Here is a 20996-nt window from a genome sequence, read left to right on the forward strand (position 1 = left end):
CACCGGCGTCCCGGATCCTCCCCCTCTACGCAGGAGCGGATAACCGCGCTCGCCGATACCAACCCTCGCCCGCCGCGCTCACCTCGCGCTCCATCTCCCGTATCTCCCCCGCCAGCCGCTCGAACGTCGGCATGTTCGTTCGCTGCGCCAGCAGTTCCCGGAACGCGGGCGTCCACCCCTCGTCCTTGAACGGGTCGGCCAGCGCCGCGCTCATCACCTGCAGCACAGTCGAATAGACCTCGAGAATCTCGGCCAGCCGCAGTCCCTCGGGCACCAGCCCGGTCTCGGCCAGGCGCCGCAGCACCACCCCGGTCGACGCCTGCGGCGCCGCCACCGTCTCACCCGCCACCAGCTGGGCCGACTGGGCGATGAACTCGACATCCACCAGTCCGCCGGCGGTCAGCTTCAGGTCGAACGGATGGCGCGGCGGGCGCTCCTTGGCCATCAGCGCGCGCATGGCCAGCACATCGTCGATAGTCTGGTTCACATCGCGCGGCCGGGCCAGGATTTCGGCGACCGCCGCCTCGATCACCTCGCCGAGGCCATCGTCCGCATAGACGACGCGCGCCCGGCTCAGCGCCAGCCGCTCCCAGGTCCACGCGCTGTCGTGGTGATACTGGATGAAGCTCTGCAACCCGGTCGCCAACGGCCCGGCATTGCCCGACGGACGCAGGCGCATATCGGCCTCGTAGAGCACGCCCTCCGGTGTCGGCGCGCTCACCGCCGCGATCAGGCGCTGAGTCAACCGCGCGAAGTACTGGCTTGCCGGCAAAGGCCTTTCGCCATTCGACTCGTCGGCAGTATCGAGGTCGTAGAGCATGATGAAATCGAGGTCGGAACGCGCCGTCATCTCGCGGCTCGCCATCTTGCCGAAGGCGAGCAGCGCCACCCGCGCGCCCGGCACCACGCCGTGCCGCTTCTCGAACTCCCGCCGCACCGCATCGAACAGCTTGCCCAGCAGCGCCTCGGCCAGCGTGGTGAACTGCTCCCCTGCCCGTGCCGCATCGATCGTGCCGGCCAGCAGCCCGGCGGCGATCAGGAACATCTGCTCCTGCCCAATGATGCGGGCCCGGTCGATCACCTCCTGGTAGTCGCGCGCATCGGCGAAGAACGACTCGATCTTGCCGAGCAGGATTTCCCGCCGCCGCACGTCGTCGGCGAAAGCCGGGTCGATCAGCCCGTCCATGACGTGGGCGCGGTGGATCACCGCATCGGCCATGCGCGGCGCCGAAGCCATCAGCGCCACCAGGAGGCTGCGGAGGTTCTCGTGGTTGCGCAGCAGCGCAAACAGCTGCACCCCCGACGGCAGGCGCGACAGGAAGTTGTCGAACCGCATCAGGGCATCATCGGGGTTGCCGGCCTCGGCGATGGTCGAGAGCAGCGCCGGCAGCAGCTCGGTGAGATGCGCTCGCGCCGCGGCAGCGCGGGTCGCGGCATAGCTGCCGTAGTGCCACTTCTTGACGGTATCGATGGCCCTCGACGGCTCGCGGAAGCCCATCCCCGACAGGGTCTCGAGCGTCTCCGGATCATCATCTGTGCCGGTGAACACCAGGCTGCCGCCGGTCACCGCGAGAGTCTCGCCCTCGGCGAACAGGTCCGAATAGTAGCCGACAACCTGATTCAAGGCGCGCCGGTAGACCGTTTCGAACGTTGGCAAATCCATGCCCATCAGGCCCGCCACCGTGGCGATCCCCTCCTCGCTCTCGGGCATCACATGGGTCTGCTCGTCGCGCAGCATCTGCAGCCGGTTCTCCACCGCGCGCAGGAACCAGTAGATGCGCGTCAGGTCATCTGCCGCCCGCACCGAAATCCAGTTCGCCCCCGCCAGCGCCTTCAGCGCCTCCGCCGTTGGCCGCACGCGCAGCGTCACGTCGCGTCCACCGGCGATCAGCTGCTGGGTCTGGGTGAAGAACTCGATCTCGCGAATGCCGCCGAGCCCGAGCTTCACGTTGTGCCCAGCCACCCGCACATCGCCGACATTCTTCGAGATATTGATCTGGCGCTTCATCGCCTGGATGTCGGCGATGGTCGCGAAATCGAGATGCCGCCGCCAGACATAGGGCGCGAGATCCCTGATGAACCGCTCGCCCACCTCAAGGTCACCGGCACAGGGCCGCGCCTTGATCCACGCCGCCCGCTCCCAGTTCTGCCCACGGCTCTCGTAATAAGCCATCGCCGCATCGACCGAGAGCGCCACCGGCGTCGCACCCGGGTCGGGCCGCAGGCGCAGGTCGGTGCGGAACACATAGCCATGCGCCGTGCGATCCTGCATCAGCCCGGCGAGCCGCTGGACGATGCGGGTGAAGACCTTCGTCTCCTCGCCAGGATGGCTCAGCCCCGCCTTCTCCGGATCGAAGAAGGCGACGATGTCGATATCGCTCGAGTAATTGAGCTCCCTGCCACCATGCTTCCCCAACGCGAACAGCGCCAGACCACAGTCGGCCGCGGTTCGGCTGGTGATCCCCCGCGCGGCCGCGAGCCGGAGCAACACTTCGAGCCCGGCCTGCAGGGCCGCATCGGCCAGGTCGGACAGTGCCGCCGTCGACTGCGCCGTGGTCCAGCGCCCCGCAACCTCGGACACGGCGGCCAGCAGTGCCACCCGCCCCTTGGCGATGCGCAACTCGCGGCTGATGTCGTCCTCGGTGGCCGCCGTCTCGCCGGCCCCGCGCACGCCATCGAGCACCGTTGCCAGGGCAATATCGGGCGAGATGCGCTGGCTGGCGGCAAACCAGTCGGCATGCCGCTCGGCGAGTTCCTTGAGGTAGGGGGCTGAGTCGAGGAGGGTTTCGAGCGGAACGGTCATGGGTCTTCGATACCGCGCCTTGCAATGGAAGTCATTGATCCGAAATGGAGCTCCTTTTCCTCCACCCACTCGGTGTCATCCCAGCGAAAGCTGGGACCCAACTATCAGCCGGCGCCAGCGAAAAGATGGGTCCCTGCTTTCGCAGGGATGACATCTGGTGGATTATTCAAACCCATAGAACGCAAGCCATGAAATCTAGTGGATTTCCTTTCAACCGCAGCTATCTTCGCGCGCCAGCCAAAACCCCGAGTGCCCTGCATGCGCCTGACGTCTGCCGCCCTGATCACCGCCCTCGTCCTTGCCGCCGTCCCCGTCCACGCCGCCTCGCTCGGCGGCATGGGCCAGGCCATTTTCGGCAACGGCTTCAACTTCGACAAAGCCAACCTGCAGCAGGCCCCGGTCGGCGCCATCGATGCCGGCAAGCTGAAAGTGCAGCTGCAGCGCACCAAGCTCAAGGACGTCCAAAAGGCCTTCGGCGGCACCATCCAGACCGATGGCGACGGCGCTGGCCGCGCCGACTGGCTCTGCTACGGCAGCGAAAGCGCCAATGTCTGGTTCATCTCCAATGCGCTGGGCGGCTACGAATTCGTGATGATGGTCGCCGCCGAAGCCGGCAAGCCTTCAAAGTCCTGCGACGCCGCCCCGGCCGATTTCACCCTTCCCAATCTCGGCATACCCGGCCTCGGCGCCAGCACCGCCGACCTCAAGGCGACCTTCGGCGCCGCCTCCGGCAACAAGATCGCCTACCGCAACGACCGCCCCGGCGGCTATGCCGACATCGCCCAGTACATCGGCTATGTGCTGAAGGGCGGCAAGGTCGCGGGAGTTGGCGTCGGCGAAACCTCGGTGCCGACGCAGCACTAGTCTTTCTTGATCCTCCCCCGTTTACGGGGGAGGGGGACCGGCGAAGCCGGTGGAGGGGGGCGGCCGCAAGCGCGATAGCATTCAACACGCCCTGGATACATCCCTCGCCAGCACGTCAGCAGCTGTCACGCGAAACACCCGAATATTCTGACCACCGAGCCACAAGGTACGCCGCTCGTCGTGCTGTAAGCCCGCCTCGCTGTCGTGCGAGTATCCGTCAATCTCGACGCAGAGGCCGACCTGTGCGCAGTAGAAGTCGAGAATGTACGGACCGATCGGGTGCTGTCTGCGAAATCGCAGCCCAGCGAGTTGACCACCGCGAAGGTGCTGCCACAGCAGAACTTCTGGCAACGACATTTCCCGTCGCAGTCGTTTCGCCCGCTTGAAGGTGACAATTGGTCCGCGCATGTGGCCGCCCCCTCCACCATGCTACGCAAGGTCCCCCTCCCCCGTAAACGGGTGAGGATCAAGACCCCGGCAATTCCACCACCGCCCGCAACCCCGGCGCATTGTCCTCGAGCCGCAGCGCGCCCTTATGCAACTGTGCCACCGCCGCCACCAACGATAGCCCGAGCCCCGAGCCCGCCTCCGTCCGGCTCTTTTCCAGCCGCACGAAGCGCTCGATCACCCTGGTCCGGTCGGCCTCGGCGATGCCCGGGCCGTTGTCGGCAACCGTGATCAGCACGCGCCCGCCCTCGGACTTGAGGCTCACCTTGATCAGCCCGGCCTTGCCCTCTTCGGGCTCGTAGTATTTCAGCGCGTTCTCGATCAGGTTCACCAGCGCCTGCCCAAGCAGTTCGCGGTTGCCGTGCAGGCGAACGCCCTCGGCGACGTCGGTCTCGAGCGCAAGCCCCTCATCCTCGGCCAGCGGCCCGTAAAGCTCCGCGACATCCGCCACCACCGCGCTGAGATCGATCTCGCTCAGCGCCCCCGATGGCGTTCCTGCCTCCGCCCGCGCGATCATCAGCAGCGCGTTGAAAGTCTTGATGAGCTTGTCGCTCTCCTCGATCGTCGTTTCCAGCGCCTCGCGCCGCGCCCCCTCGTTCTGGCTGTCGCGCAGGGCCGACTCGGCCTTGTTGCGCAGCCGGGTCAGCGGCGTCTTGAGGTCATGGGCGACATTGTCGGTCACCTCCTTCATGCCCTGCATCAGCTTCTCGATGCGGTCGAGCATGGCGTTGAGGTTGGTGGCGAGCCCGTCGAACTCGTCGTTCCGCCCGGTAACCGGCACGCGCTCCGACAGGTCGCCGGCCATGATCTTGTTCGAGGTCGAGGAGATCGTGTCGATCCGGCGCAGCACGCGCACCGAGGTGATGCCCCCGGCGATCAGCGAGAACAGCAGGATGCCGCCGACACCGATCACGAACCACTGAAAGATGATGGCGGTGAAACCCCGCCGCTCCACCACGTCGCGACCGACGACGAGGATCAGCCCGCTCGGCAGCACCTCGGACCGCACCACGGCGTTGCCCTGCTTGGCAGCGTCAGTATCGGCTTCGTCCTCGAACGGGCGCTGGCGCGAATAGTTGAAGCTATAGGTGCCAGCCTGCGCCACAACCTCGGCCGGCACGTCCGAGACGTTGCCGACGATCAGCTGGCCGCTCGGATCGGCGAGGTAATAGATGCCCGGCCCCGGCTGGCTCGCCAGCCGCTGCACCGCGAGGATGGTGGCGCGGAAGCCGCCGTCGCTGTCGAGCTTGATTATCTGCGTCGCTTCGCGATCGATCTGGTCGGCCTGCTGCTTCTGCAGCTGGATCGAGGTCTGCCAAAAGATCAGGCCCAATAGTCCCGCCGCGAAGATCATGAAGATCAGCATGAACAGTGCGGTGAGGCGCACGGTGGTCGTGCGCCAGAGCTGGGCAAGGCGGAACATCAGTCGCGGATCATGTAGCCGGCGCCGCGGATGGTATGCAGCAGCGGGTTGGCATGGCCCTTGTCGATCTTGCCGCGCAGGCGGGACATATGCACGTCGATGACATTGGTCTGCGGGTCGAAGTGATAGTCCCAGACATTCTCGAGCAGCATGGTGCGGGTCACCACCTTGCCGGCATTCTTCATCAGGTATTCGAGCAGCCGGAACTCACGCGGCTGCAGCAGGATCGCCTCGCCGTCGCGCTCGACCTTGCGGGACAGCCGATCGAGCTGCAATCCGCCGACCTCGAAGGTCGTCGCGGCCTCGGCCGGCGATGACCGCCGCGCCAGCACTTCGATACGGGCCAGCAGCTCGGTGAAGGCGTAAGGCTTTACCAGGTAATCATCGCCACCGGCGCGCAGGCCCGTGACGCGGTCGTCCACTTCGCCGAGGGCGGAAAGGATCAGCACCGGCGTGTGGTTTTCCTCGGCGCGGAGGCTCTCGATGATCGACAGGCCGTCGCGGCGCGGCAGCATGCGGTCGACCACCAGCACGTCGTAGTCCATCGAGGAGGCCATGGCATAGCCGGTCTCGCCGTCACTGGCGTGGTGGGTGACATGCCCCGCCTCGTCCAGCGCCTGGATCAGGTAGCTCGCCGCCTCGCGGTCGTCTTCGATCAGCAGAATTTTCATGTCACCGGCCCCAGTCGGATCATTGTGAATGGGGAATGGCGAATAGTGAATGGGGAGATCAGTACGCATTCCCATTCACCACTCGCCACTCACCATTCCTCAGAAAATAGTCCCGGGGCATGGCTGCCCCGGGACCTCAATCATTACGACTTGCTGGCGTCGATCGGCAGCCCGATGAAGCGGGTGTTGCCATCGCGCTGCGCCTTGACCAGCGCCGTGTTGCGACCGGCTTCCTTGACCGCCGCGATCGCCTTCTCGAACTCTTCCACCGAGGTCACGGCGGTGTTGTTCACTTCGAGAATGGCGTCGCCAACGGCGAAGCCGCGCTCGGCAGCGGCCGAGTCCGGATCGACGTCCTGGACGAGGAGGCCCTGGCCATCGCTGTTCGGCACGAGGGTCAGGCCGACGCTGGTCGAAGCCGGCACCGGAGCAGCGGGCTGCTCGGGCTGGGCCTGCTTGTCGTCGGCAGCAACCTTGGTCTCGTCGAGCTTACCGAGCTCAACCGAGATCTTCTGCTCCTTGCCGTCGCGCCAGATGGTCAGCTCGACCTTGGTGCCCGGGTTCTTGCCCGCAATCGTACGGCTCAGGTCGAGGGCATCGGTGATCGCGTTGCCATCGACGGCAGTGATCACGTCACCCGACTTCACACCGGCCTTCTCGGCCGGGCTGTCCTTGGACGGCTCGGTCACCAGCGCACCGGCGGCGGCAGTGAGGCCGACGCTGTCCGCGATATCCTTGTTCACGTCCTGGATACCGACACCAAGGAAGCCACGGGTCACCGTGCCGCTCTCGATCAGCTGGGTGGTCACCTGCTTGACGACGCTGGCCGGGATGGCGAACGCGATTCCGACATTGCCGCCGTTGGGGGAGAAGATCGCGGTGTTAACACCCACCACTTCGCCGCTCATGTTGAAGTCCGGACCACCGGAGTTGCCGGTGTTCACCGCGGCGTCGATCTGGAGGAAATCGCCATAGCTCGAGCCGGCGATATCGCGACCGCGGGCCGAGACAATACCGGCAGTCACGGTGCCGCCGAGGCCGAACGGATTACCGACCGCGACGACCCACTCGCCGACGCGCACTTCGGTGTCGGCCAGCTTGACGAACGGCAGGTCGGTCTCGCCGTCGAGCTTCACGACCGCGAGGTCGGTCTTTTCGTCGGTGCCGACGACCTTGGCTTCCTTTTCGGTACCGTCATCGAATACCACGGTCACCTTGTCGGCGCCGTCGACGACATGGTTGTTGGTGACGATGTAGCCGTCAGCCGAGATCACGAAGCCCGAACCGGCCGCCATGAATTTGCGCGGCGCCTGCGGGCGTGCCGGGTTGCCCTGGCCACCCGGGCCGCCCTGGCCAAATTCCTGGCCGAACTGCTCGAAGAAGTCCTTGAACGGATGATCGTCCGGCAGGTCGGGGAAGTTGAACTGGAACTGGCGGCCGCCGCGCTGCAGGTCACGGCCCTGATCCTTCTCGGCGCCCTCGACGATGATCGAGACGACGGCCGGCTTCACGGCCTCGACGAGGTCGGCGAAGTTCGGGACATTGGTGACCGCCGGAGCGGTAATCTGGGCCGCCGGCACCAGCTTGGCGCTCTGGGCGCTCGAGGGTGCGGTAGCCGCCACGAACGCCGTGCCACCGCCGATTCCGGCGATGAGCGCCAGGGCCGAAGCCCCGATCCAGCGGCGAGCGCGAGGGTTGAGAATAGAGCGCATCATGATCTCCTTCAGTCAGGCTCAATAGGTATGGCCAGACTTATGGAGAGCGACGCCTTTCGGCAGGGTGTCGCGGGTGTTAATTATCGGTAATGTTGCCGAGGATTGCTGCCTGATCCTCCCCTGCGCAGCGGGGGAGGGGGACCAGCGAAGCTGGTGGAGGGGGAGGCCGCACGCACCGGGCCGACCTACCCCTACCGCTCCAATTCCTCCAGCGCCTTGCGCTCGTCCGCGCTCAGCTCCCCATCCGTCCCCACGGCCCGCTTCCGCCGCGCACCCAGCACCACGACAATCCCGCCGATCACCAGCGCCACCGGCGCCGCCACCCATAGGATAAGCGTATGCGGCGCCATCACCGGATTGAGCAGCACGTACTCGCCGTAGCGCGCCACGAGAAACGCCCGCACCTGGTCGTCGCTGTCCCCCGCCGTCAGCCGCTCGCGCACCAGGATGCGCAGGTCGCGCGCCAGGTCGGCATCGGAATCGTCGATCGACTGGTTCTGGCACACGAGGCAGCGCAACCCGTGCGAGATGTCCCGTGCCCGCGCCTCGAGCGCCGGGTCCGCGAGCATCTCGTCCGGCCGCACCGCCAGCGCCGGAACGCTCAGCAGCACCAGCATCACGATGGCCAGCAGCGCCCTCATTCGGCCGGCGCCTGATCGGTGAGCTTGCCCCGTGCCGGCTGCGGCGCGCCGATGCGCAGCCGCCGATAGCTGAGCGACAGGAAGCCGGCCCCGGCCATGACGAGGCAGCCGAGCCAGATCAGCGTCACATACGGCTTGTACCAGAGCCGTACCACCGACTTGCCATCCGTCTGCGGCTCCCCCAGCTGCAGGTAGAGCTGGCTGAAGCCATAAGTCTCGATCGCCGCCTCGGTCGTCGGCTGGCCGCTCTGCACATAGACCCGCCGCTCAGCCTCGGGCGTCCGCAGCTCGCCGCCGGGCGCCCGCACCGAGAATTTGCCGGTGTCGGAGACGAAGTTCGGCCCTTCGACATGCTCGATGCCCTCGAACGTCACCTGATGATCGGCGATCACCACGCCCTGCCCCGGCGTCATCGTGGTGATCAGTTCGGACTGCCAGGCGCTGCCGGCGACGATGCCAATCACGGAGATACCGAGCCCGAAATGCGCCAGCGCCGTCGACCACGCGGTGCGCGGCAGGCCGAACAGGCGGCGGAACGAGGTCACGATGTCGGTGCGGAAGAACTTCGCCCGGTCGATAAGCTCGGCCAGCGCCCCGAACGACACCCAGAAGCCGAGCAGCAACCCGAGCGGCGCCAGCGATACCGATGCGCCGGTCAGCGCAAAGCAGAGGATCGCGGCGAACAGCGCCAGTCCGGCCGCACCGGCGAGGCGCTGCGTCACGGCGATCAGGTCGCCGCGCTTCCAGGCAAGGAACGGCCCGAACGGCAGGACGATCAGCAGCGGCGCCATGATCGCGCCAAAGGTAAGGTTGAAGAACGGCGCGCCGACCGAGATGGTCTCGCCCACCAGTGCATCGAGCAATAGCGGATAGAGCGTCCCCACGAGCACCGCCACCAACGCCGCCATCAGGAACAGATTGTTGAGGATCAGCGCCCCCTCGCGACTGATCGGGGAGAACAGCCCGCCCGCCCTGAGCGACGAGGCCCGGAACGCAAACAGCGAGAACGCCCCGCCGATGAAGGCCGCGAGCAGCGCCAGAATCACCATGCCGCGCGTCGGATCGGACGCAAACGTGTGCACCGAGGTCAGGATACCCGAGCGCACCATGAAGGTGCCGAGGAGGCTCAGCGAGAAGGTGATGATGGCGAGGAAGATGGTCCAGATCTTCAGCGCGTTGCGCTTTTCCATCACCAGCGCCGAGTGCAGCAGCGCCGTGCCGGCGAGCCAGGGCATGAAGCTGGCATTCTCCACCGGATCCCAGAACCACCAGCCGCCCCAGCCGAGTTCGTAATAGGCCCAGTACGAGCCCATGGCGATGCCGAGCGTCAGGAAGCACCAGCTGACCAGCGTCCACGGCCGCACCCAGCGGGCCCAGGCAGCATCGATCCGGCCCGAGATCAGAGCCGCGATGGCGAAGCTGAAGCAGACCGAGAAGCCGACATAGCCGGTGTAGAGCAGCGGCGGATGCACCGCGAGGCCGATATCCTGCAGCACCGGGTTGAGGTCCTGCCCCGCGAACGGCGCGGGAGCCAGCCGCAGGAACGGGTTCGAGGTGAACAGCGTGAAGCCGAGGAACGCGGCCGCGAGGAGGCTCTGCACCGAGAGCACCAGCGTCATCAGGTCCTTGGGCAGGTTCCGCCCGAACGCCGCCACACCGGCGCCCATCAGCACCAGGATCAGCACCCACAGAACCATCGAGCCCTCGTGGTTCCCCCACACGGCGGTGATCTTGTACAGCAGCGGCTGCGCGGCGTTCGCATGCTCGAAAGCCAGCTTCAGCGAGAAGTCCGAAACCACGAACGCCTGGATCAGCGCCCCAAACGCCGCCGCCACCAGCAGAAACTGCAGCACCGCCCCCTGCTGCAGGTAGCCGGCAACCGCCTCGCGCCGCCAGAAGGCCAGCCCAACAATCGCCGACACCGCCGCGATGGCGAAGGCAAGGACGAGCGCGAAATGGCCGAGTTCGATGCTCATGGTCAGGTCCCCGTGGCCGCCACGGTCTGACCCAGCGTCTTGGCCGAGCAGTTGTCATCGGCAGGCGCCGCCATCTCGCCGGCCGCACCGTCGCGCTGCCATTCACCGCGGGCCTTCAGCGACTCGACGACTTCCTTGGGCATGTAATTCTCGTCGTGCTTGGCGAGCACGTTGGACGCCTTGAACGTCCCGTCCGTATTCATCGCGCCCTCGACCACCACGCCCTGGTTCGAACGGAACAGGTCCGGCAGCAGCCCGACGAAGGCGACCGTCATCTCGGTCTCGCCATCGGTCACGACGAAATCGGTCGCCTCGCCGACGCGGGAGCAGGAGTTCTCCTTCACCAGCCCGCCGAGCCGGATCGGCGTCCCTGCGGCGATCTGCTTTTCGTGGATTTCGCTGGGCGAATAGAAGAACACGATCTGGTCGCGCAGGGCGAAGAAGATCAACCCCGCCGCCACAGCCAGTACGGCGCCCAGTCCCCCAATGATCGCAAGGCGTTTCTGCTTACGGGTCAATTGCTTGCTACCAATCCATTATCCGCCGCGAGAACGTCGAGTTCGGCGCGGTCGCCCGCGTCGGGGTAAGCCTTGCGGGCGGCGTCATAGGCCTGTTGCGCCAGTGCCGTCTGCCCGAGGACGAGGCGCGAGCGCACGAGGCGAGTCCATTCGGCGACACTACCACCGCCGTCCATCAACCGGCTTGATAGTCCTTCCACCATTCCTGATATGGCCGAGTCATCGGGGATGGTGCCGCCGTTGAGCCCGGCTTCGGCCGCCGCGAGCCCGGCCGTGGCGCTCTCGAACCACGGCTCGTCGCCCTTGCCAAACCGCAGCAGGGCTTCCCACTCGGTCTTGGCCGCCGCGAAATCGCCTTCCCGCGTCGCCTCGCTGGCGATGTAGTAGCGTGAACGGACGTGGGCCGGGTCGCGCGCCGCCGCGCTCCGGAACAGCTCCATCGGCGCGCCCGAGGCATCGCCGTCCTTCTGCATCATTAGGGCTTCGCCGAGGTCGGTCTCGCGATCGGCCGTCGGACCATCGAGCTCGATCACCTTGCGCAGCGCCTTCTCGGCATCGGCGAAGCGCCCCAGCTGCATGTAGGCCGGAGCGATCACGGTCCAGCCGCGAACATCGTCTGGTGACTTCGCCAGCTGCGCCTCGATGCGCGCCAGCGCATCGTCCAGCGTGATTTCCTCGGGCGGCGTATCGGTGCGTTCGGCCAGCGGCTGCGCCGGCAGGTCCGGCCGTCCCAGCGCGCCATACATGCCGAAGGCGAGCACCGCGGTGACCAGCGCCGCCACGGCTACAATGCCACGGCGTCCACCCGCCTTCACCGCCGCGCGATTCTCGCCCTTGATGCGCATCAGTTCACGCGCCAGCTCGCCCTTGGCCGCCACGGCCTCGGCGGCGCCCAGTCGTCCGTTCTCGGCGTCGGTCTCGATTTCCCGGAGCTGAAGTTTCAGGTGCTGGATCTCTGGGCTGTCTACAACGTCCGCAGTCGCGTTGACCCTCCGTCCGGCACCCGCATAATAGAGCGCGGCGCAGGCGACGGCTGTGACCACAATAGCGAGCGACCAGAAAAGCATGGACGGGGCAGTGCCTCACGAGACGGGGCTAAAACGCGCCCGATCTATAATGGCATTTGGGCAGAATATGCACCCGCACACTATCATGTGTGGGGGGCGCATTGCCGCAGCCCTTGGGCGTCCCTTGGGCGTCCCTTGGGGACGTCCCGTTAGGGCGGTACGCTGACCTATGGCCTCGGACAGTCTCGATCACCTCATCGTCGGGTCGACCCCGGTGGCCGGCCTCGTCGCCGGGCTGCTCGCCATCGAACACGGCAAGCGCGTTTGCCTCGTCGGCGAGCCGTTCTCGCCCTTCCGCCTGCAGCGCCATTTCGGCCTCTCCATATCCGCGGTAACGCGGCCCGAAACCTTGATCCTGATCAAGCGTGCGGCCACCGAGACCGGCAAGCTCGTCAACAGCATCGGCAAGGGACTGATGAGCCGGGTCGATCCGCTGTTCATCGCCGAGACCCCGGATAGCGCAGCAGCCCTCAGCCACTTCCGCCACCTCGCCATCAGCCTCGGCTACGCCGTCGAACCGGTCGCCGACCGCAGCCTCCCCGGCGCGCTGCTGCTGAAGGTGCGTGACGCGCAACTGCTCGGGCACGGCCGGCTCGAGCCGGCGCTCGAAACCTGGCTCGCCCGGCACGAGGTTCGCCATCTCGACGCCGCGGAGACGGCGATCACCCTCCGCAAGGACGGCACGGCGCGCATCGCCCACGACGGCCGCACCGTCGACGCCGCAGAGGCCGTGCTGCTCGGCGATCGCGCCATCCTCCGATACCTCGACGCGGACAGCCTCGATCGCAGCATCGAGACCATTCCCGGCGCCTCGTTCCTGCTCGAAGGCGGCAAGCCCCTGCCCTCGCCCTTCGTCAGCTACATCGATCGTGGCGTGATGCTGGAGCAGGACGGCCGCGTCAGCATTTCCGCCCTCGTCAGCGGCGATCCGACTACGGCCCGTGCCCGCCTCGGCAGCGCCTCGGCTCGGTCCGGCGCCCTGCGTATCGCCGGCGAAATGGCACATCCGACGCTCCGCACTGCCGACGGCGCGCCCTATATCGGCCCGGCGCGTGGCAGCAAGACCAATATCGTCGCCGGCCTCGGCCCCGTCGCCCCGTTTCTCGCGCCGCTCCTCGCCCGCCACCTCGCCGGCAAATCCGCCTCCGATGAGGCGCAATGGATCGCCTCCCGCGGGCCGACGCGCGGCAACCAGCGGCTGCAGGTCGCCGAATACGTCGCGGTGCCGGCTTGAGCGACACCCCAAACCGTCTCCCGGCCGACGCGCCGCATGGGCTCGGCGGCGCTGAGATCGATCGCTCGCGCCTCATCAGCTTTCGCCTCAACGGCCGCGCCATCACCGGCTATGTTGGCGACACCGTCCTCTCGGCCACGCTCGCCGCAGGCATCCAGATTGCCGGCCGTCACGGTGACGACCCGGTCGCCCTCGATGAAACCTTCGCGCCGCTGATCGCCACGAGCGGCGGCGCGCCGCTGCCGATGGAGCGGACGCCTGCCCTCGACGGCGTCGATTTCACCACCATCGGCGCGCGGCGCGACCCCATCGCGTCACGCGGTATCCTCGGCGCCCTGCGCCACCGTATCGTCGGCCCGGCCCGCACGCTCAACCACCGCTTCGGCGACGTGCCACTGCCCGCGCAGCCGTGGCAGTTCGCAGCCCCAGCCGAGACCATCACGGCCGATTTCGCCATCATAGGCGGAGGCATCGCCGGCCTCAGCGCCGCCGCTACGGCGGCCACAGCCGGCAAATCGGTCGTCCTCATCGAGCGCGAAAAGCGTCTCGGCGGCACGGCCGGCTTCTTCGGCGCCGTCGACGGCGAAGCAGCACCCGAGGAGGCGGTGGCCGCCCTCATCAGCCAGCTTGGCGACCGCGTCACGATTCTCACCCATGCCGAGGCTTTCGCGCTCGCCGGCAACCGCGTCAGCGTCCACCAGGTCACGGTCGAAAAGGGCAAGCCGGCGGGACGCGTCGTCGCCATCGACGCCGGACACATCATCCTCGCAACCGGCGCGCTGGAGCGGCTGCCGGTGTTTCCGGGCAACCGCACTCCCGGCATCGTCGGCAGCCTCGCCGCTTATCTCCGGGCTCGCCGTCATGGCGTGTGGCCCGGCCGCCGCGCGCTCTTCACCACGCCACACAGCTTCGCCTATCGCCTCGCGCTCCATGCGGCCGATGCCGGCGTCGAGGTACAGCGCATCGTCGACAGCCGCCTCTCGCCGCTGTCGCGCTTCGTCGATTTCGCCAAGGCCAGCGGCGTCACGCTCGCCTCCGCCCTCGCCCCCAGCCACGCCGAGCCGCTCGAGCGCAACCTGCCGGGCCTGCGCGTCGGCTTTGCGGTCAACATGGACGGGATCGCGCAGGATTCGACCGCCATCGAGACCGACCAGTTGATCGCGGCCGGCGGCTGGCAGCCGGATATCCTGCTCTGGCTCCGAGCCGGCGGCAGTGCCGGATGGGACGCCGCCAGCGGCTGGCTCGGGGCCACGGGCACCCTCCCAGCCGTCACGCTCGTCGGTTCGGCCGCCGGCCTGCGCGGCACCGCCGCCGCCAGCGCCAGCGGCAAGGCCGCCGTCCTCACGCGTCTCGGCAAAGCCGCGCCACCGGTGGTCGATGAACTGATCGAGGAAGTCTTCGAAACCCGCGACGCCGCCACGTCCATCGCCCCGTTCCGCCAGAACGCGCAAGGCACCGGCTATCTCGATCGCGGCGCCTCGCTGGTCACACGCCGCGCTGCCGCCGCGAGCAGGCACGGCGTCTCGGGCATCGCCACCCGTGCCGTACAACTCAGCCTCGGCGACATCGCCGCGGCCGTCGATATCGGTGCGATCGCCCCGCGCGATGCCGGTCCGGTCGCGGCCGAACGCTGCGGCCTCGCCGGCGAAATCTCGGACACCGGCTGGCACGTCTCAGCAGCAAGCGTCACAGCGCCGGAAGTCCCCACCCCGCCCGGCTATCTCACCGGCCGCTTCGGCGACAAGCCGCAACTCTGGGCCATCGCGGCCGCCGACGCGCGCAACTTTACCCCGGGCGGGCTGATCTTCGAGAACTCGGAAACCTCCGACCCGCTGAAAGCCGTCGGCGTCACCTACGCCCCACCCCGCCCCGGCACACACGGCGCCATCGCCATGCTCGAACGCGTCCCGGAGGTGAAGCAGCTATTCGTGCGGGATGCTGGTGTCGCGGTTGCTGCAAGACTGGTGGAGAAGGTCAAGCCGAGCCTCTAGCTCGCGGCCCGCCGTTCGGCCCCATCGCGAGCCCGCCGCAACACATCGGCATAATCGGGGTTGAACCGCAGCCCCGCCATCTTGATCGCCGCATCGAGCCGGGCCCCGATCACGCGATCGGACGGGCTCTGCCGGAACTGCTCGAGATTGCGCTGCACGTGCGTTTCGAGCGCCTGGCCGACCTGGGCCCAGATCTGGTCGAACAGCGCATTGAGCGCTAGCGAGTCGCGGCACTCGCGCACCGTCGCCAGCATGTAGCAGCCATTGAGCGCCGACAGCACCTGCTCGCTGTCGATCCGATCCGTGCCGTGATGCCGGCGCAGCGCCAGGTTCACGTCCGGCCCCACATCGCGCAGCTTGGGCTCGATCAGCTCCGACACGGTCGTCGTGATCCCGGCGATGACGGTCGACCAGCGCGTCAGCCGGCCCAGTTCGACATAGCCTGTCACCGCCCGCATCAGCCGGTGATAGCGGTCGACCGAACGGCAGATCAGGTCGATATCGGCAAAGGCGCCAAACTGCTGCAACGCCGGGATCTGCGCCTGCGCATGGCTCAGCATGGCGTCGACCAGCGGCCCGAACCCGGCGCGCTGCACCGCATGCTCGGTTGCCGAGCCGGCGATGCGGATCACCGCGCCCATCAGCTTGCCCGGATTGGTCACCTGCCCCAGCGCCGCCTGCAACAACAGCGCCGTCACCGGCTGATCCTGCAGCGGCATCGATTGGAGCGCCAGCCCCAGCGCCGCATCGTCCGCCATGCCGTTGGCGGCGCGGCCGAAGGCCTGCGCCTTGTCGAACAGGCTCCGGTGCTTGAGCGCGTGGAAGATCATCGGCAGGCGGGCGAACACCTCGTCGCCGCCGATCTGGATGCGCAGCCGCCGGTCGGCCTCGCCGGCGGCCCCGGCAACAGTGGCACGGGCCCGCTGCAGCAGCTCGGGCATCAGCAGGTCGAGCGCCTGCCTGGCGGCCGGGTCGTCGGGGGAAGCGTTGGGGTCGATCAGGTCGGGCGCGACATCGCGCACCATCCAGGTCCAGACCGAGCGGGCGTGTTCCTCGGCCACCGCCCCATCGAAATCGAAGGTCGGCTTCCCCGGCACGATCACAGCGTCGATGAGGCCGAGAAACGGCGTTACAGCCTGCCGCTGTCGGCGCGAAGGCGCCGTTTCATTGGACGCGGCAGCTGCGTTACTGTCGATCATGGAAACCGGTGGGCGAAGGGGTTCAAGAGTAGTCTCGAACCGTAGTCGCCGCCGGTAAATAAATGACTATCCGGCACTTAGCCGAACGATCACATCTCTCTTACGAGACGCTCCACTGCCCGCTGATGTCGCGGCAGGCCGTACCCTTGCGGGGATAGGGCGTGCCGCCAACCGTCACCGTATGGGTGAAGTCGCGGCAATCGATGTTGTTGACCCGCACATAGGGGCCGACGGTGACCGAACCGGTCACGCCCTTGTCGCCGGTCCAGGTGCGCGGTGCGCCGGGGCGGCCGAAGGTCAGCGCGTTGAACTGCGCGCTTGCCGCCTCGGATTTGTCCTTGGCCGTCAGCTGCGCGGTGATCGTGCCGTCGAGGAAGGCACCGACATCGTTCATCGCCACCGAAGCGGGCTGGGTCGCCGTGGCGACCGGCAGCGACGCCGGCGTGATCGTCGGCTGAGTTGCCAGCGCCGAATTCGGCTGCGGCAGCGTCGGCCCCGTCGCCATGTCATAGTTCGGGGCGGTGCTGCAACCGGCAAGCAGGAGCAGGGCGAGAACAGGGAGGGCGCGGGCGAACAGGGGCATGGGTGACTCGGGGCGGAAGGCCGAAGCCTTATTCTTTGCGTATTGAGGCGAAAGTGCGGAAGCCGGCGACCTTTGCGGCAGGCAGCCGCAGTTCGGCAAGCAGGCCCCCCAGCACCGAGCGCTTCAATTGCAGCGAGCCGCCGTAAACGTCAACCAGTTCCTTGACGATATCCAGTCCCAGGCCGGATCCAGGTGCCTTCTCGTCCAGCCTGACACCGCGCTGCAACACCTTGGTCGCCTCGTCGTCGGTCAGGCCCGGCCCATCGTCGTCGATCTTGATCAGCAGATTGGTCGCCCCCTCGCGCCGCTCGGCCACCACCGTTACGCCGATCGAGGACTTGGCCCACTTGCAGGCATTGTCGAGCAGGTTCCCCGCCATCTCCTCGAGATCGCCCTCGTCGCCACGGAACCAGGGGAGCGAGGCGTCCGGCCGCATCATGGCGATGGTGATGTTGGGGTTGAGCTTCTGCATCACGCGAGTCAGCCGCAGCATCACGTGCGTGGCATCTGCCTTCTTTCCCACCACCGCCGACCGCGCGGCGAGCCGCGCGCGGTCGAGATAGGTCGTGACCAGCTGGCTCATCTTCTCGGTCTCGCCGGCGACGACCTTGGCCAGCGGGTTCTTCTTGTCGGCGCTCGCCTCGTTGCGCAGCACCGCGATCGGCGTCTTCAGCCCGTGCGCCAGATTGCCCACTTGGTTGCGCGCCCGCTCAACGATCTGCGCATTGGCGCGCAGCAGCTCGTTGATCTCTTCGGACAACGGCGCGATCTCGGCCGGATAGACCCCGGTGACCGATGCAACGTCGCCCTCACGCACCCGTTCAACTTCGCGCCGCAACTGCCCGACCGGTCGAAGCGAAATGCGCGCCACGATGGTCGACATCACCGCAAGCATGATCGCGACAGCGCCGAGCACGATCAGCGTCTGCCCGCGGAATTCGTCGACCAGCGACAGGATTTCGTCGAGCGAGCCAGTCACCATGATGTGCAGCGGCCGCCCGTTTACGGTCACGGCACGCTCGATCACCCGGATCTTGATGCCGAACGGATCGTCGAGCATCGCGGTCTTGGTGTTGGTCGCGTCGAACGGCCCGGGCAGCGGCCCGAGCACCATGCCGACATAGGAATTGGAGAAATTCAGCAGCTCGCCGTCATCGCTGCGAATGGCCCAGTACCAACCCGATCCCGTCCGGTCGAAGCGCGGATCGCCCACCCGGATCTGCTCCGATTTCGGCGTATCGGCGAGAAGGCTCAGATCGGTCAGCGTCTCGACATGGAACTCCAGCGTCTCGACGAGGCTGTTGTCCAGCGCCCGCGAATAGAGCTCGGTGAGCAGGAACGCCGTCGCCACCAGCGCCACCGCCAGCCACACGGCCGACAACAGGAACAGCGACGCGGCGATCGAGCGCTTCCGGTGCGGTACGCTGTCGCTGACCGGCCGGCGCTGGACGACGGCCCTGGCGCGATCCCAGAGATTGGTGATGGAAGCCGAGAGGTTCATGGTGTTGATCCTCCCCCGTTCACGGGGGAGGGGGACCAGCGAAGCTGGTGGAGGGGGCGGCCACAAACACTGAGCATAGCAGCAGGCAGCATCTTGCGCGGAACCAACCCCTCATCCGCCCTTCGGGCACCCAGCCATTCGAGCATAGCTCTCATGGCCTTCTCGCTTCAAATCCCTCCACTGGAGCGATTTGCCCTTCGGGGCAACTCGAAGTCCCACAAGGGGAGAAGGCAATGAAGCCGTCAAGTCCGGGTAGGCCGCCGTATCAATCCTCGGCGATCTGATAACCCAGCCCGCGCACCGTCTGGATGCAATCGTCGGGCAGCTTCTTGCGCAGCCGGCCGACGAACACCTCGATCGTATTCGAGTCCCGGTCAAAATCCTGGTCGTAGAGATGCTCGGTCAGCTCGGTGCGTGAAATCACCTTGCCCTTGTGATGCATCAGGTAGCTCAGCAGCCGCAATTCGTGGCTGGTCAGCTTGATGGCATGGCCATCCACCGTGACCTTCCCGGCCTTCACATCGAGCCGCACGGAACCGGCGACGATCTCGTTGCTCGCCTGCCCCGCGGCACGGCGCACCAGCGCGCGCACCCGGGCCAGCACTTCTTCCATGTGGAAGGGCTTGGCCACGTAATCGTCGGCGCCGGCATCGATGCCCTGCACCTTGTCGCTCCAGCGGTCGCGCGCGGTCAGCAGCAGCACCGGCATCTTCTTGCCGCCGCGGCGCCATTCCTCGAGCACCGAAAGCCCGTCCATCTGCGGCAGGCCGATATCGAGCACCACCGCATCATAAGGCTCGGTGTCGCCGAGGAAGTGGCCCTCCTCACCGTCGAAGGCCACGTCGACGACGTAGCCGCCCTCGGTGAGCGCTTCCTTCAGCTGGCGGTTGAGATTTGTATCGTCTTCAACGACGAGAATGCGCATTCTAACGTCCCCTTTGCCGCCACCACCGGGCCTCGCGCCCGGCGTGAGCCGGCCCTACGCACGAGGACGGTCTAGCACGGATTCTACGTGAGGCCTCACTGGGCGGGCAAGCTCACCGGTTTGCTTTCGCCATATTCGTCCATCACGTTGACCTGCCATTCCCACTGGCCGCCAACGAGGCAGACTTTCGCCTGCGACGAAATGATCTTGGCATCGACCCCAGACTGCGCCAACGCCTGGCTGAGCTGGATCAGCTCACCATTGTCGATCTTCTGCTGGATCTCGCGCCGCCCAAGACATTCCTGCGCCAGAGCCGGAGCGGAAAATCCCACCCCCAGCCCCAGCGCAATCACGCCGGCCAGCACTGTCGACACACACTTGTTCATGGAACGAGTTATGAGGCGGAGGGGATGAATGGGGGATGAATGGGGTCAGTGCTCCCCGTCAAAATCCAGCTCGAGTTGCGATCCAAAATATGCCTCGAGATGCCGTTTGAACTCGCTCTTTCCCTTTGAGATGCGCAGCAGGGTCATTGTCGTGATGACGAGCGATCGAAAGTGATCCAGCCCCTGTTTGTCGGTCAGAAACTGATGATGCCTGTGCTTCCGCTGGTACTTGGTGTTCGTAGGATTCATCTCATCGAGAGCAGGCAGAACCGGCTTTGGCAATCTCTCGTAGATTAGTTGTCTGATCAGCTTCCCTGCGTACCTCGGCCCCCGATTGTTGGTTGTCCGCTTCCAGCCGTAGACGCGATAGATCTCGCTGGTGAACTCGTCAGGGATGGTTTGTAGCCAGGGACGATGCTCAGGAAGCAGGTATGCTGTCAGAATCTGTTGTAGCTCATCGCTCTCGCGCCGGGTTTGGTACCCGGTCGCCTCATCGATGAGCGCGATCAGGCCAACACGAGAAAGACTAGAAGTAATAACCCGACACTGATGCGCGATGCCCGCCTGCTGAGTTTGCAGCGCCCCGGCCGCGTCGGCTTGGATTACCGCCTCAGCAATATCGATGAGTGTATCCGAGTCGAAGCCATAAGCGACACTTCCGCCAATCCTGAATTTGATGGGGTGTTTGATGCGCTCAAAAAGGGACTCAGAGACGTAAGGCTTAATCCGATCTCTTGAAACGAAGAGTTCCAATCGGTTCATGCCCTTCACCATGGCGCCGCCGCGGGCCATTGCGAAGGTATCCAGCATTCCCTTCATCGAGATGACCCTGCGCTTATCCTCAAGGACGTAGCAGGGTACCTCGATATCGGCGATGCGGATCGGCTTATCTGGAGCACCAAAAATGGCTTTGGGCGCGTCGCCGTCCCATCGGGACAAAGCTGCCTCTCGCGCGATCCGCGAACGCTCTTCGGGGCTGAGCAGCGCTTTTCTTGCTTTCCCGCCTTTGCTTTGCGGCGTGTCGTCGGTCACGAGAATCACCTCATGCTTGC

General features: G+C 66.4%; 18 protein-coding genes. 3 read left to right on the forward strand and 15 right to left on the reverse strand.

Annotated features, from left to right (window positions below; all coding sequences use genetic code 11):
• Nucleotides 1–25: 25 nt before the first annotated feature.
• A complete protein-coding gene (locus ACOYW5_RS06680) occupies nt 26–2803 on the reverse strand; it encodes a bifunctional [glutamine synthetase] adenylyltransferase/[glutamine synthetase]-adenylyl-L-tyrosine phosphorylase (RefSeq protein ID WP_423068467.1) in 2778 nt (925 codons plus the stop codon).
• A 258-nt stretch (nt 2804–3061) separates the two neighbouring features.
• Between ACOYW5_RS06680 and ACOYW5_RS06685 the strand changes: the two genes are divergently transcribed.
• Nucleotides 3062–3667: a hypothetical protein gene (locus ACOYW5_RS06685; RefSeq protein WP_423068468.1), complete on the forward strand. Its 606-nt coding sequence runs from the start codon at nt 3062–3064 to the stop codon at nt 3665–3667.
• A gap of 81 nt (nt 3668–3748) precedes the next feature.
• Here ACOYW5_RS06685 and ACOYW5_RS06690 read toward each other — a convergent pair whose 3' ends face one another.
• The 8 genes from ACOYW5_RS06690 to ccmI form a co-directional block, all read right to left on the reverse strand.
• Nucleotides 3749–4075 (reverse strand): endonuclease domain-containing protein, encoded by a 327-nt coding sequence (locus ACOYW5_RS06690; RefSeq protein WP_423068469.1) that lies wholly within the window; start codon nt 4073–4075, stop codon nt 3749–3751.
• Nucleotides 4076–4133: 58 nt separating this feature from the next.
• On the reverse strand, nt 4134–5537 hold the full coding sequence (locus ACOYW5_RS06695) for an ATP-binding protein (RefSeq protein WP_423068470.1): 1404 nt from the start codon (nt 5535–5537) through the stop codon (nt 4134–4136).
• Nucleotides 5537–6208, reverse strand: coding sequence for a response regulator transcription factor (locus tag ACOYW5_RS06700; RefSeq protein WP_423068471.1), 672 nt, complete (start codon nt 6206–6208; stop codon nt 5537–5539). The genes ACOYW5_RS06695 and ACOYW5_RS06700 overlap by 1 nt, the downstream gene beginning before the upstream one ends.
• A gap of 143 nt (nt 6209–6351) precedes the next feature.
• Complete coding sequence (locus ACOYW5_RS06705; protein WP_423068472.1) at nt 6352–7923, reverse strand: Do family serine endopeptidase; 1572 nt, start codon at nt 7921–7923, stop codon at nt 6352–6354.
• 191 nt (nt 7924–8114) lie between these two features.
• A complete protein-coding gene (locus ACOYW5_RS06710; protein ID WP_423068473.1) occupies nt 8115–8564 on the reverse strand; it encodes a cytochrome c-type biogenesis protein in 450 nt (149 codons plus the stop codon).
• The gene (locus ACOYW5_RS06715) at nt 8561–10540 is read right to left on the reverse strand and encodes a heme lyase CcmF/NrfE family subunit (protein WP_423068474.1); all 1980 of its coding nucleotides are present in this window, start codon (nt 10538–10540) and stop codon (nt 8561–8563) included. Before ACOYW5_RS06715 ends, ACOYW5_RS06710 begins: the two co-directional genes overlap by 4 nt.
• Before the next feature lie 2 nt (nt 10541–10542).
• Nucleotides 10543–11058 carry a cytochrome c maturation protein CcmE gene (ccmE, locus tag ACOYW5_RS06720; protein ID WP_423068475.1) on the reverse strand — a complete coding sequence of 172 codons (516 nt, stop codon included), beginning with the start codon at nt 11056–11058 and terminating at the stop codon, nt 10543–10545.
• Nucleotides 11055–12125, reverse strand: a complete 1071-nt coding sequence (gene ccmI / locus ACOYW5_RS06725) for a c-type cytochrome biogenesis protein CcmI (protein ID WP_423068476.1) — start codon at nt 12123–12125, stop codon at nt 11055–11057. Before ccmI ends, ccmE begins: the two co-directional genes overlap by 4 nt.
• A 169-nt stretch (nt 12126–12294) precedes the next feature.
• Here ccmI and ACOYW5_RS06730 point away from each other — a divergent pair, with 169 nt between their 5' ends.
• Both ACOYW5_RS06730 and ACOYW5_RS06735 read left to right on the forward strand, forming a co-directional pair.
• Nucleotides 12295–13359 carry a hypothetical protein gene (locus ACOYW5_RS06730; RefSeq protein WP_423068477.1) on the forward strand — a complete coding sequence of 355 codons (1065 nt, stop codon included), beginning with the start codon at nt 12295–12297 and terminating at the stop codon, nt 13357–13359.
• A complete protein-coding gene (locus ACOYW5_RS06735) occupies nt 13356–15350 on the forward strand; it encodes an FAD-dependent oxidoreductase (protein WP_423068478.1) in 1995 nt (664 codons plus the stop codon). The genes ACOYW5_RS06730 and ACOYW5_RS06735 overlap by 4 nt, the downstream gene beginning before the upstream one ends.
• Here the strand turns inward: ACOYW5_RS06735 and ACOYW5_RS06740 are convergent.
• The 6 genes from ACOYW5_RS06740 to ACOYW5_RS06765 form a co-directional block, all read right to left on the reverse strand.
• A complete protein-coding gene (locus ACOYW5_RS06740) occupies nt 15347–16549 on the reverse strand; it encodes a hypothetical protein (protein WP_423068479.1) in 1203 nt (400 codons plus the stop codon). The genes ACOYW5_RS06735 and ACOYW5_RS06740 overlap by 4 nt on opposite strands.
• Nucleotides 16550–16649: 100 nt before the next feature.
• Nucleotides 16650–17132 (reverse strand): hypothetical protein, encoded by a 483-nt coding sequence (locus ACOYW5_RS06745; protein ID WP_423068480.1) that lies wholly within the window; start codon nt 17130–17132, stop codon nt 16650–16652.
• Nucleotides 17133–17160: 28 nt separating this feature from the next.
• Complete coding sequence (locus ACOYW5_RS06750) at nt 17161–18633, reverse strand: sensor histidine kinase (RefSeq protein WP_423068481.1); 1473 nt, start codon at nt 18631–18633, stop codon at nt 17161–17163.
• Nucleotides 18634–18898: 265 nt separating this feature from the next.
• Entirely contained in the window at nt 18899–19558 is a 660-nt protein-coding gene (locus ACOYW5_RS06755; protein WP_423068482.1) for a response regulator transcription factor, read from the reverse strand.
• 95 nt (nt 19559–19653) lie between these two features.
• Entirely contained in the window at nt 19654–19944 is a 291-nt protein-coding gene (locus ACOYW5_RS06760) for a hypothetical protein (RefSeq protein ID WP_423068483.1), read from the reverse strand.
• Between the two features lie 45 nt (nt 19945–19989).
• Entirely contained in the window at nt 19990–20976 is a 987-nt protein-coding gene (locus ACOYW5_RS06765; protein ID WP_423068484.1) for a P63C domain-containing protein, read from the reverse strand.
• Between the last annotated feature and the right edge of the window lie 20 nt (nt 20977–20996).

This window comes from Devosia sp. CN2-171 (assembly GCF_049354815.1).
Taxonomy (GTDB): Bacteria; Pseudomonadota; Alphaproteobacteria; order Rhizobiales; family Devosiaceae; genus Devosia_A.